This window comes from Leptolyngbya sp. FACHB-671 (assembly GCF_014695745.1).
In the GTDB taxonomy this organism is placed as follows: Bacteria; Cyanobacteriota; Cyanobacteriia; order Elainellales; family Elainellaceae; genus JAAUTN01.
Map to the genome: position 1 here is coordinate 186,375 of NZ_JACJOV010000095.1, position 11,671 is coordinate 198,045.

12 protein-coding genes are annotated in these 11,671 nt (G+C 49.3%); 6 read left to right on the forward strand and 6 right to left on the reverse strand.

Annotation, left to right across the window (positions count from 1 at the left end):
• Positions 1-67: 67 nt before the first annotated feature.
• The 3 genes from H6F93_RS13555 to kaiC all read left to right on the forward strand — a co-directional run bounded on the left by H6F93_RS13555 (position 68) and on the right by kaiC (position 3,045).
• Positions 68-979, forward strand: coding sequence for a circadian clock protein KaiA (locus H6F93_RS13555; RefSeq protein ID WP_190681423.1), 912 nt, complete (start codon positions 68-70; stop codon positions 977-979).
• Positions 980-1,061: 82 nt separating this feature from the next.
• Positions 1,062-1,379 carry a circadian clock protein KaiB gene (gene kaiB, locus H6F93_RS13560; protein WP_190646253.1) on the forward strand — a complete coding sequence of 106 codons (318 nt, stop codon included), beginning with the start codon at positions 1,062-1,064 and terminating at the stop codon, positions 1,377-1,379.
• A 103-nt stretch (positions 1,380-1,482) separates the two neighbouring features.
• Positions 1,483-3,045: a circadian clock protein KaiC gene (gene kaiC / locus H6F93_RS13565; RefSeq protein ID WP_190646252.1), complete on the forward strand. Its 1,563-nt coding sequence runs from the start codon at positions 1,483-1,485 to the stop codon at positions 3,043-3,045.
• Between the two features lie 265 nt (positions 3,046-3,310).
• On the opposite strand, the gene H6F93_RS13570 is transcribed toward kaiC, so the two are convergent.
• From H6F93_RS13570 to puuE, 3 genes are all read right to left on the reverse strand, one after another.
• Positions 3,311-4,759, reverse strand: a complete 1,449-nt coding sequence (locus H6F93_RS13570) for a DUF4335 domain-containing protein (protein WP_190681426.1) — start codon at positions 4,757-4,759, stop codon at positions 3,311-3,313.
• A 157-nt stretch (positions 4,760-4,916) separates the two neighbouring features.
• Positions 4,917-5,534 (reverse strand): DUF3038 domain-containing protein, encoded by a 618-nt coding sequence (locus tag H6F93_RS13575; RefSeq protein ID WP_190681428.1) that lies wholly within the window; start codon positions 5,532-5,534, stop codon positions 4,917-4,919.
• A 223-nt stretch (positions 5,535-5,757) separates the two neighbouring features.
• Positions 5,758-6,666 (reverse strand): allantoinase PuuE, encoded by a 909-nt coding sequence (puuE, locus tag H6F93_RS13580; protein ID WP_190681429.1) that lies wholly within the window; start codon positions 6,664-6,666, stop codon positions 5,758-5,760.
• 153 nt (positions 6,667-6,819) lie between these two features.
• On the opposite strand from puuE, the gene H6F93_RS13585 reads away from it, so the two are divergent.
• Positions 6,820-7,215 (forward strand): allophanate hydrolase-related protein, encoded by a 396-nt coding sequence (locus H6F93_RS13585; protein ID WP_190681431.1) that lies wholly within the window; start codon positions 6,820-6,822, stop codon positions 7,213-7,215.
• A 109-nt stretch (positions 7,216-7,324) separates the two neighbouring features.
• Here the strand turns inward: H6F93_RS13585 and H6F93_RS13590 are convergent, their stop codons facing one another.
• Positions 7,325-7,564, reverse strand: a complete 240-nt coding sequence (locus tag H6F93_RS13590) for a hypothetical protein (RefSeq protein WP_190646247.1) — start codon at positions 7,562-7,564, stop codon at positions 7,325-7,327.
• A gap of 87 nt (positions 7,565-7,651) precedes the next feature.
• Entirely contained in the window at positions 7,652-7,933 is a 282-nt protein-coding gene (locus H6F93_RS13595; protein ID WP_190681433.1) for a hypothetical protein, read from the reverse strand.
• 336 nt (positions 7,934-8,269) lie between these two features.
• Here H6F93_RS13595 and H6F93_RS13600 point away from each other — a divergent pair, with 336 nt between their 5' ends.
• Positions 8,270-10,102 carry a NupC/NupG family nucleoside CNT transporter gene (locus H6F93_RS13600; RefSeq protein WP_190681435.1) on the forward strand — a complete coding sequence of 611 codons (1,833 nt, stop codon included), beginning with the start codon at positions 8,270-8,272 and terminating at the stop codon, positions 10,100-10,102.
• 67 nt (positions 10,103-10,169) lie between these two features.
• Here H6F93_RS13600 and H6F93_RS13605 read toward each other — a convergent pair whose 3' ends face one another.
• A complete protein-coding gene (locus H6F93_RS13605; protein WP_190646244.1) occupies positions 10,170-10,763 on the reverse strand; it encodes a MarC family protein in 594 nt (197 codons plus the stop codon).
• Positions 10,764-11,047: 284 nt separating this feature from the next.
• Here H6F93_RS13605 and H6F93_RS13610 point away from each other — a divergent pair, with 284 nt between their 5' ends.
• Positions 11,048-11,608, forward strand: coding sequence for a hypothetical protein (locus H6F93_RS13610; RefSeq protein ID WP_190646243.1), 561 nt, complete (start codon positions 11,048-11,050; stop codon positions 11,606-11,608).
• Positions 11,609-11,671: the final 63 nt, after the last annotated feature.

Below are 11,671 nucleotides of genomic sequence, written 5' to 3' on the forward strand. Positions count from 1 at the left end.
ACTTATCTCACTATCAGCTCAGCTTTATAGTTCTTCTTCAGTTATTGTCCTTTTTGCAGTTATAGCTTTGCGTCCTCAACTGTTCATTTGTTGCCTGATCTCTTCTGATGCACTAGCGCAATCCCTCAAGCATTCTCTTCAGCGAGACTCGTTTGAGGGTGCGTTAAGTGGACAGTACAGCCTGACTCAATTTGCGGTTGAGACTGAATTCCTCAGTTTTATTGAGCGAGAAAAGCAGTTGGACTGTTTAATTCTGCAAGATACTGCAAAGCTTTTGGCAACACTTGGACATTTGAGAGAACGGGCCATCTTCCTGCCAACGGTGATTTTAGACTCAGTCACCCCGTCGTCTGTCCAAGACTCACCTATCTTGGCAGAAGCTGATCTGTCAGATCTGGCTGCTCTCTACCATACGGCTGTCCTGAGAACATCAGTTGATCAGCTGCATCAGATCGACCAAACCATTGATCGAGCGATTGATCAATTCTTGACGCTATCGCTTTCTTGCCCGCTCCCTGAACAGGACTCAACCCCTGGCTCCTTGGCAGCCCTGACTACCCACACGTCTCTCGTTGCGCAACAAAAACGCCTGTCTGACAAACTGAAGGAACGGCTAGGATACCTCGGTGTGTACTACAAAAGGAATCCCCAAAACTTTCTCCGACACTTGTCCTCATCTGAGCGAAAAGAGCTAATCCAGCAGCTTAAGGAAGATTATCGGGAAATTGTCTTGAATTATTTTGCCCGAGAAGACAATCTCAACGAGAGAATTGATAATTTTGTCAATGTGGCTTTTTTCGCTGACATTTCAGTCTCGACCATTGTAGAAATGCACATGGAATTGATGGACGAATTCTCTAAACAGCTACAGCTAGAAGGACGCAGTGATGATATCTTGCTGGACTATCGGCTGACCCTGATCGATGCGATCGCCCATCTCTGTGAAATGTATCGTCGCTCCATTCCTAGAGAGTCTTGAAAACTCTGATAAGCGATCGCCATCAGCATTTACAATCCTCATTGTCGTCTCGTCAAAAAACCGAATTCCTCATCGGAGATCCATGAGCCCACTGAAAAAGACTTACATTTTGAAGCTTTACGTCGCTGGGAACACCCCCAACTCGATTCGTGCTTTAAAGACTTTGAACAACATTTTGGAAAAAGAATTTCAGGGTGTGTATGCGCTCAAGGTGATCGACGTTCTCAAAAATCCTCAGCTTGCTGAAGAAGACAAGATTCTCGCGACCCCAACCCTATCCAAAATCCTGCCTCCGCCCGTGCGAAAGATCATCGGAGACTTATCGGATCGCGAGAAAGTTTTAATCGGACTAGACCTTTTGTACGACGAATTGCGAGAAGATGAACGGGAAGAACAGTAGTTCAATCCAAAAACCTTATCCATCCCACATCCCACATCCCACCGCACATTTCACACCATTGAACTAAATTTAAAAACTCTTTTGGTAAGCTGTTGACAGATTTATGAATAAAGCTAATCAAACTGGGCAAGCCATTGAATCGACCTCAGCAGGTATCCAGAAGATTCGTACCCTAATTGAAGGCTTTGATGATATTAGTCACGGCGGTCTGCCAGTTGGTAGAACTACTCTAGTCAGCGGCACCTCTGGAACTGGAAAGACCCTGATTGCCGTCCAATTTCTCTACAACGGCATCACTCACTTTGATGAAGCTGGGGTATTTGTCACGTTTGAAGAATCTCCGGCTGATATCATCAAAAACGCTCACAGCTTTGGCTGGAATTTGCAGCAGCTAATCGATCAGGGCAAGCTGTTTATCCTGGATGCTTCCCCTGATCCCGAAGGGCAAGACGTAGTCGGCAACTTTGACCTATCTGCGTTGATCGAGCGAATTCAGTACGCGATTCGTAAATACAAAGCTAAACGAGTTTCGATTGACTCCGTTACGGCGGTCTTTCAGCAATACGATGCAGCTTCAGTCGTGCGACGCGAAATTTTTCGGCTGGTGGCTCGCCTTAAGCAGATGAATGCCACAACGATCATGACCACGGAGCGAGTCGAGGAATACGGCCCGGTTGCCCGCTTTGGCGTTGAGGAATTTGTCTCTGATAACGTGGCGATCGTCCGCAATGTGCTGGAGGGAGAACGCCGTCGCCGCACGATCGAAATTCTCAAACTGCGTGGCACAACCCACATGAAGGGCGAATATCCCTTCACCATCACCAATGATGGCATCAACATCTTCCCACTCGGAGCCATGCGCTTAACACAGCGATCGTCCAACGTCCGCGTTTCCTCTGGCGTAAAGACGCTGGACGAAATGTGTGGTGGCGGCTTTTTCAAAGATTCGATCATCCTGGCAACGGGAGCGACAGGTACAGGCAAAACGATGCTGGTCAGCAAGTTTTTGCAAGATGCGTGCAGGATTGGCGAACGCGCTTTGCTATTTGCCTATGAAGAATCTCGCGCCCAGCTTTCCCGCAACGCCTATTCCTGGGGGATTGACTTTGAGGAACTGGAGCAAAAGGGCTTGCTGAGAATTCTCTGTGCTTATCCAGAGTCAGCGGGTTTAGAAGACCATTTGCAGATTATCAAGTCTGAAATTGCCCAGTTTAAGCCGTCTCGAATTGCGATCGATTCGCTTTCTGCCCTGGCGCGGGGTGTAAGTAACAATGCATTTCGTCAGTTTGTCATTGGCGTGACGGGCTTCGCTAAGCAGGAAGAAATTACAGGGTTCTTCACCAACACGACCGACCAGTTTATGGGATCGAACTCCATTACCGATTCCCATATTTCTACAATCACCGACACAATTTTGATGTTGCAATATGTCGAGATTCGCGGCGAAATGGCACGAGCCCTGAATGTCTTTAAGATGCGCGGTTCCTGGCACGATAAGGGCATTCGAGAATACACGATCAGCGCTCAAGGTCCACAAATCAAAGAATCCTTCCGCAACTTTGAAGGAATCATCAGTGGCTCCCCCACTCGCATCGCAGTTGATGAGAAGAATGAGCTTTCGCGGATCGTACGCGGCTTCCAAGAAAAATCTGACGACGATGCCTAACCCGTAGAGTGGGCAGTACTCACCTTATAATCTTGTTCCCAGGTAAAACTCGGGAGGCATTGCTGATCTGAGGTATGAATTTCGTAGAGTAATGGCAATGCCATGACCCTGCAGAGGGAATTGAGATCCGTGAATCATGCCCGCATTCAGTAACGCCAAACCTAGAAATGTCTATAGTAAGGCTTTGCCTCATAAAGAGTACAAGAAGCAGAGCCTTTGGTTGGCACTACGAGACTGAGCCTCGTAACGAGGAGAGCTGGAGGATTCAAGGGCTTTCCATGAAGGTTTGGACTCTGCCGCTGGGGTCGAGAACAATGCGAATTTGGGGATTGCTACCATTCTCAACGGGAGAGACAAAGGGTTCACCAGGAAGGGGCATTCCGGTGCGATCGATATAGTCCCCAGCAGCCCGCCCGAGGGGAATAATTCGCTGAATTGTACCGTCAGCGCTTAATTGCAGTCGATATTCCAGTGTTTGGTCGAGGCTTTCGGGCGGTTGCCAGCGTTCCTGGAAAAAGGCGCGGGCTTCTGCAACTTGGGGAATGGTGTCAAAGGCAGTGCTGCCTGGGTTGGGGCGATCGCCTCCTCCTTCATCCGACGGTGCAGCCTCCGACGAAGCAAATGCGTCCCCTTGCCCTGACGAAGATCGCGCTGCGCTCGAAGGCGCATCTGCCGCTTCTGATTCCGTTGGAACTTGCAGTTCAGATGGATTGCTGCCTGTTCCGGGTGCATCCGATCGCTGCTGGGAAGGGGCGATCGCTATATCGGGGAGATTGGTAGGAGCGCTGGAAGTGTTAGGGACAGGAGCATTCGGCGTAGGGGTACGAGGTACCCCTACTGATGGCAACCCGGTACCTGGTGAAGGGAGAGTATTAGCATTGGGCGGCGGTAGCGGAATATCGAGCGGTTGAGAGTTAGGAGGGGTTGTGTCTTTACCAGACGGAAGAGGGGTAAGCGCAATGTCTTGTGGATCTTCGCTAAAGGTACCTTCTGCGGTTTGGATTTCGTTCGTGTCTTCGTTAGAAGCAGTAATCGTAGGCTGTCCAGCGTAAGGATCGACAAAGCGAATGATCGACGCTGTTACCCCAACTGCCAACACTAGGACAGCGGCAACCTTTGCCCAGGCAGGCGTAGCGTTAAGCCAAGTGGGACGGTTAAGCGTGGGGAGAGCGATCGCCTCCGCACTGTACTCATCCAAGGCATTTGCCAAATCAAATAGCTGCAAAGCGCTCAGCCGCACTACATTTGACTCACCTGTGGACAATTCACCCAAGCAAAGGTCGTGGGACAGCAAGCCCTTTGGCTTGAGATAAATCTCAGTTGCGCTCCCAGTTGCACCAGCACCATTACCCTCCTCAGGTTGCATTACTGCTGTACCGTTTCCTAGCCTACTAGAAGCAGCACCCGGCAAAGACTCTAGCTGGTCAAAGGATGCCAACAGGGGAGGAGATTGCCCTGGCGTAGGAGCGGTACCTAAAACATTTTGCACATAGCGCTCGACTGCTTCACACAGTGCTTCTAACTGAGCGCGATCGCCTGTAATCTGTACCTGCTCTTCTGGCGGTAAGCGTGGGTCATCAAAGCTAAGCTGAAACCGCAACTGCTTCAACACAGGGCGACCTGCCCAGCGAGACAGAGGCGACCCTTTTGCCGCAATTTCCAGTGTGCAGGTAGGGGGAGTATATCGACGCAAAACGGAGTTGGGCAAAGACATGGTTAAGGAAGAGAGGTTTGGCTTTCTTCTAAAGACACACGGATAGATCCACAGGTGAACAGAAGCAAGCTGTTTTGTGGAAGCAAGAATACGACTCAATCACCGAAATTATAAGGATACTGCTGAGATAAAGCTTCGTCTCTGCGGTATATAAAGCTCATAGCTCTGGCTTTGAAGGATGAACTGGCGCGACACCAGTGCGATCGAGCAGTGCCATCCAAAGCCGCCGAGAGCCATTAGGAGCGCTATAAAACAACAGATCAATCAGCAGTTTCAGCGCCAGGTGAGTCAACTGGTCGGGCGGTGTGTTTTCGCCGTCTTCCATCCGTTCCTGGTAGGCATTGCTGAAATTATCGAGGTAATCCCCCAATAGCGCAGCCTGGTGAGGTTCACGGTTTTGTTCAGCAAGTTGTTCTAATAGCCCCACTGCACGGCGAATTAGCTCTTGATGCTGGTTTGCCAGACGACAGGCAATCAAGACAAGCGATCGCGCCTCATCTACATCCAACCGCTTACGTCCCTGCCCCTTTCGCAAAGGGCTAGACTGCCTCAACCGCCACAGCGAAACGCGATCTGCCACGACATCTGCCAGGTTTAGCTCTGCCGCCGTTCGCAACATTGCTTCAGAGCCAATTCCGGCTAACGCCTCCAGCGCCAGCAACACCAAATCCAGTTGGGCTTTGATGTTGTCCAACTGAATCGGGTCTGGCTGAATGCCTGAAGTTAGCTCCTCCCAGGCAGCATTTGAATTGGGTGACTTAACGGTAGAAGGCATAAGTCTAAGTTACGGCACGAGACAAAGTTTGGCGGAGCAGTTACAGGACTTGAAACAAGACTACTTAACTCTAGAGTAAGTTTCTTTCTACCCTAAAAGTTGGTTATTTCCGATACATCCCCCAATGGGACAGCTTCTGCAATAACAAATCATTTGCGCCTTAAATAATCTATTAGCCCATCTGCTAGAGCAATCTTATTAAGCGGTTTTTACGGAAAAACTACTAACTTACCTTATGGTGTTCATGCCAGTGTTTAGCAATGTCAATCCGACGGCAAAGCCACACTCGTTCATGCCTTTGCACATAGTCCAAAAACCGTGTCATTGCCAGCGCTCTACCCGGTCTGCCGACGAGCCGACAATGGAGTCCAACGCTCATCATTTTGGGTGCTGTTTCACCCTCAGCATAAAGACAATCAAAGGCATCACGCAAATAGGCAAAAAACTGGTCACCAGAGTTAAACCCCTGTGGGGTAGCAAACCGCATGTCATTGTTATCTAACGTGTAGGGAATCACTAGGTGGGGCTTGTCATATTCCTGTACCCAGTAGGGCAAGTCATCGGCATAACTATCAGAGTCATAAAGAAAGCCACCCTCCTCCACAACCAGGCGGCGCGTATGGGGACTGTTGCGCCCTAAGTACCAACCCAGGGGACGACTGCCTGTGACTTGAGTGTGGAGGGCGATCGCCTTTTCCAAGTGCTCTCGCTCTGCCGCTTCCCCAAAATACTTGTAGTCAATCCAGCGATAGCCGTGACTGGCAATTTCCCAATCTGCTTCCAGCATGGCAGCCACCGCTTCTGGATTTCGTTCTAGCGCCATCGCCACTCCATAGACAGTGATCGGAATGCCTCGCTCCACAAATAAGCGGTGCAAGCGCCAGAATCCAGCCCGACCGCCGTAATCGTAGCAAGACTCCATATTCATGTGGCGCAATCCTTGCAAAGGAACTGCCCCAACGATTTCAGACAGAAAAGTTTCTGAAGCCTGATCGCCGTGCAGAATGCAATTCTCTCCCCCTTCCTCATAATTAATCACAAACTGCACGGCAATCCGGGCGTGATTGGGCCACTGTGGGTCAGGAGGGGTCTGTCCATACCCAATCAGGTCTCGCGGATACGGTGGGGTCATAAGGTTGAAGTTGCCTATTTTGTCCAGATTCTTGAGGGGTTAACATCCTGGCTACCCAAGACGCTGAATACGTCCGTCAAAGACATTACCTTAATATCGCTACCGGCTAAGATACTGTATCTACAGACAAAATTCAGGCATTGCTTCACGTCTATGACCTCCCCTAACAAGCGAGTTTTCATTTGTGGTTCTGCGCTGCGAGGGCAACCTGACCACCAAAATCTCCAGTCTGCTGAGTTTATTCGTCCAGCAAAAACTCAACCGATTTATCGGCTCCATGCGGCTGAGAATGGCTGGCATCCCGCGATCTATGAGGTGACAGAGGGCGGTATTTCGATTCCGGGTGAGGTATATGAACTCACTCAGGAGCAGTATGAATATCTGTTAGCCAATGAGCCACCCCATATGTATCCCGGTGATGTGATGTTGGAGGATGGGGAAGTTTCGACGGCAATGCTTTACCCGCGTGAGTTAGTAGAGCAGCACAACTGGATTGATATCTCTGATTATGGAGGTTGGGCAGCTTACAAGGCGGCTGTAGTGAGTTAGCTGCAATCTACAAAAATCTCCGGCAGGGGCAAACGATCGTTTGCCCCTGCCGGAGGTTCTCCTATTAAATTTTTAATTTGTATATCGGTGTTTCCACAACGAGCTCGGCTTACATTCTGCCGTTCTGCATAACCTGCTGAAGGTGCTGACGAATCTCTTGTGCCTGCTGTTGGTCAGAATCCCGTAGCTTTTGGAATAGCTCCACACAGGGCTGCGAGTCCATGCTTTGAGCATCCTGAATGTAGGTTTCGTAAGCTTTTACTGCTTCGGCTTTATTTTGCAAAGCTGTAATCAGGTCATACTCTAGATTGCTGACGGCTCGGTTTTGGCTACTTTGGGTATTAACCATTGGTTTCACCTCTGTGAATGTTCAATCTCACAGTGACTCACCTTTAGGGACAATTCATCTGCCCAAAAGCGTAGGGGTTGTAACTGATTAAAGTAGTCCCCCGTCGCCCCAAGACATATCAGAGATGTCCCAGCTTTTCAGGTCGGTTGGTGGGCGATCGCTACTCCACGCCCACCAGGAAACACCGCAGGTACAGAGATAAAACTCCTGCCACCTTTTACGATGTTCTTCGGTAAAAACGGGCGATCGCCGATTAATCCAAACCTTTTCTGCTTCTACACAAGCGGTGCGGCAGGTCGGGCAAGAAAATTCGTGAACGTGAACAGCTGAATTTGTCCAGTCAGGTGGAATTGGAGCAAACGCATCCATGAACTAAAACTGAATAGCATCTGCTACCCATTATTAACGGTTTGTTTACGAATCGGGTGAGCTAAATAACTGTAGAAACCCAATCAGAATCTCAAATCTAGGTAAAAGGACAGTTTTCTAGTTTAATTGAGAACATTCACTGTGCCAGAATTTCCACCTTTAGGTACTGTCTGGGATGAAATTCGTAGTAAAACTAGAGCAAAACTGAAAGCTATAGTCTTTCAATCTTCTTTCAATCTTGAAGTTCTCAGTTTTACATTGCCTGCTCATTCAAGGCTAGAGTTCAAGTCTCGGATAATCTTGTAGCCTCACCTCTCCACAGGAAGGATGACCTCTATGACAGACAATCTTCTCATTCTTAGGGTAATCTCCCTGATTGGGATCTTTGTATTGTGTGCGATCGCCTGGTTATTTTCTGAAAATCGCAGTTTCAAGGTCTTCCCGTGGCGACTGGTGATCATGGGAATTCTCTTGCAGCTTGTTCTGGGCTTTCTAGTCTTTCAGTTTCCACTCACCCGGCTTATTCTTCAGGGCTTTAGCAACCTCCTCAACGTCGTGCTAGATGCAGCCGACTACGGAGCGCAATTTGTGTTTGGTCGAAACTTGGTGCCAGAGCCACCTCGCAATAACCCAATTCAACCCATTTTGCTTTCACCGCTTGCTGCGGGCGGCGTTTGTGCGCCCAATACAGCCGGAGAAGTCATTCCTGGATTTTGTGGTATCAGACTTGGCTATGTTTTTGCCTTTCGGGCTTTGCCCGCAGTTATCTTCTTCTCTGGTTTTGTAGGCTTGCTCTACAACTTGGGGGTTATTCAATTTATTACTAATATTTTTGCCAAAATCTTTTACTCGGTGATGCGGCTGAGTGGTGCCGAAGCTCTAAGCGGTGCCGCCAATATTTTTGTTGGAATTGAAGCGGCGATCGTTGTTAAACCGTTTCTGCCCAAAATGACGCGCAGTGAGCTTTGTGCCATTCTTGCCTGTTGCTTTGGCACAGCCGCTTCATCAACCCTGGCGATTTACGTCAACTTCCTCAGACCTGTCTTCCCCAACATTTTGGGACACCTGGTTTCGGCGTCCATCATGGCAATTCCTGCCTGCTTTGTCCTATCAAAGATTCTGGTGCCAGAGACAGAAATTCCTCTGACGGCAGGTGGTATTCCAGATGAACGGGCTTTGAGACATAGTCCTGACCCAGTAGATGAGCGGGTCGAGGAAGCCGACTTTCAAGATGCCCCTAGGGAAACGGTTGCTGGAGAATCGATTGAGCGTGTTAGCCCCTTGGACGCCGCCATTTTAGGTGCGTTAGATGGAGTCAGAATGGCAGTTTCGATCGCCGCTGTCCTGATTCTGATTCTGGGACTGGTTTATCTGGTCAATCAACTTTTTGTTGGATTGGCAAGTTTGCAGGAGTCTGAGATTGCTGCCTTACAACCGATTGGTCGCTTCTTTAGCGTTGTCTCTTTGGCGAATATTTTAGGCGCTTTGTTTTTGCCACTGACGGCGCTAACAGGCGTCTCTCTCAGTTGGCAAGAGCTATGGGAATCCTCGGTGATCATCGGGCGACGCTTGTTTGAAACTGCTATCCCGCCTTATCAAGCTTTGGGTGCAGCAGCAGCTTTGCCGGTAGGCGAAAGAATCATTAGCGATCGCGCTGTCCTGATTGTCAGTTATGCCCTATCCGGTTTTGCTCACCTGGCTTCAGTTGGCATCTTTGTAGGCGGCACAACCGCCCTAATTCCCTCTCGCCGCAAAGACATTTCAGAACTCGGCTGGAAAGCTCTGTTTATTGGGACGTTGGCAACCCTAATGATCGCCTGCGTCGCTGGTGTTTTTGACACGGGTGATTATTCTGGCATTCTAGGCGCACCTGCCCCTGAAGCGGCTCCCCTAACTGCTCCGTCGCCCAGCCCTGAAGAAACACCAGAGGAAAGCCTGGAGGAAGAAAGCCCAGATGCCTCTCCTGTCCCAACTGAAGCAGAATCACCTGAGGCAGAAATTCCCTCCCCTAGCCCGACAGTTTCTCCTAGCCCAACCGCTCCTGCTGGTCAGGCTCCTGCTGGTCAGTCTGCTCCATCTACCGCCCCAACAACTAGCCCTTCTCCGGTAGATAGCCCAACTCCATCACTACGGACTTCACCATCTCCGTCTCCTTCACCGACTCGTTGATGGACTGGAATTTTGGGTTGTAGTCAACCGAAGCTGATGAGAGAGGGGGCGATCGCCCCCTCTCTCATCAAACTAAAAAGAGCTCTCGAATTCCGGCACTGCCGATCTCTACCGCCAAAGCCGCCAACAAAAAACCCAAAATCTTGGTAACAATAATTGCGCCTTCAGCCCCCATCCATTTATCAATTCGGGAAGACTGACGCACAATGAACCAGGTGACAGCCATTGCCGCCACGATTCCCGCTACTACGCTTAACTGAGCCGCCTGCGACTCCGACATCATCAGCATCACTGTTGTCAGTGTTCCTGGCCCTGCCAGTAGCGGCAATGCTAACGGCGTAATCGCAACGTCTCGCCCCTGCTCTATCACAGGCTCATCCATCTCGCCTTTCAGCATATCCAGCGCCACCAGCAGCAGCAGCAAACCTCCCGCAACTTGCAAAGAGGCAATGCTGATATGCAGATAATCCAAAATCGCTTGTCCTGCAAAAGCAAATCCCAGAATTACGGCAGTAGCGACGAACGTAGCGCGATCGACAACCCGATTTCTTTCATCTATTTCCATTCCCTTAGTAAGCGCCAAAAAAATCGGTGCATTACCCAGTGCATCTGCCAGCACAAAAACCGCGACAAAAGTTCTAACCAGAATTGAGATGTCCACAGATAGAAGCTCAAGGAATTTCCCCTCAACAGTATCTTGAGTGCTGCCAGATTGCCATCCATTCAGCAGAAGAAAATCCGAAAGGCTCTGCCAATTCTATTTCAGTAAACCTCAGCCTGAATAAATAGATTTTTGACAAATTTTATACAGACTTTTATCTCTATTGATGAATTTCGATCCTTTGTAATCTAGATAACATTACAGGTATGGAGAAGGACGGCTACTGCCTATCCCTAATTCCCACCCAACAGGCTTTTGTCGTTTTTTGCTAAGAGGCTTTCAATATGAAACGTTTATTAATCAGCAGTCTTTCACTTCTACTACTGGGAACTGCGGTCATACCCGTAGCTCAAGCACAGTCCCAGTCAGGTCAGTCAAGTCCAGACAGCATGCAGCAAAACCAAATGGATCAGGAGAGCCTAGAGAACTCAAACCAGAATCAGCGCGCTACTCCTTACGAGGACGGATCACCAGCCTCAGTTGAAATTCAGCAAGACAACTCTTCTGAAAATCAGCAAAACAACTCTTCTCAAGATAGCTCCCAACCTGCTGCTAACGAAGGCAATCAAAACACCTATGCAGCTACAGGAAACTTTGTTAGCCAGTATGAGCCCACACCTTTTGAGATTGTCAGTCTTGCCCGTCAAGGGTACCTACAGAATCAAGGCATTCCCAGCTACGCTACACTAACCGACAACTACCGAACGCGCGATACCACTCCAGAAGACATTGTTCAAGCTGCGGTTGATGCAGGGCGCTTACCTGCTAGCCGAGTTGACGATGCTGCCTACACTTATGGAGTTCTTACTCAGTTGAGAGGGTTAGACCGCAATTTCCGGGATTAATTTAGCTGTTGAAGCTATAACAATGGGGTGGGCAATGCTCACCCCATTATTAATGAAAGTTCT

What these genes read in the sequence shown, in the direction of transcription:
- puuE (WP_190681429.1), bottom strand. Translation starts at nt 6,666, where the DNA reads ATGACCCCACCGTATCCGCGAGACCTGATTGGGTATGGACAGACCCCT.
- kaiB (WP_190646253.1), top strand. Translation starts at nt 1,062, where the DNA reads ATGAGCCCACTGAAAAAGACTTACATTTTGAAGCTTTACGTCGCTGGG.
- H6F93_RS13575 (WP_190681428.1), bottom strand. Translation starts at nt 5,534, where the DNA reads ATGCCTTCTACCGTTAAGTCACCCAATTCAAATGCTGCCTGGGAGGAG.
- H6F93_RS13585 (WP_190681431.1), top strand. Translation starts at nt 6,820, where the DNA reads ATGACCTCCCCTAACAAGCGAGTTTTCATTTGTGGTTCTGCGCTGCGA.
- H6F93_RS13600 (WP_190681435.1), top strand. Translation starts at nt 8,270, where the DNA reads ATGACAGACAATCTTCTCATTCTTAGGGTAATCTCCCTGATTGGGATC.
- H6F93_RS13610 (WP_190646243.1), top strand. Translation starts at nt 11,048, where the DNA reads ATGAAACGTTTATTAATCAGCAGTCTTTCACTTCTACTACTGGGAACT.
- H6F93_RS13590 (WP_190646247.1), bottom strand. Translation starts at nt 7,564, where the DNA reads ATGGTTAATACCCAAAGTAGCCAAAACCGAGCCGTCAGCAATCTAGAG.
- H6F93_RS13595 (WP_190681433.1), bottom strand. Translation starts at nt 7,933, where the DNA reads ATGGATGCGTTTGCTCCAATTCCACCTGACTGGACAAATTCAGCTGTT.
- H6F93_RS13570 (WP_190681426.1), bottom strand. Translation starts at nt 4,759, where the DNA reads ATGTCTTTGCCCAACTCCGTTTTGCGTCGATATACTCCCCCTACCTGC.
- kaiC (WP_190646252.1), top strand. Translation starts at nt 1,483, where the DNA reads ATGAATAAAGCTAATCAAACTGGGCAAGCCATTGAATCGACCTCAGCA.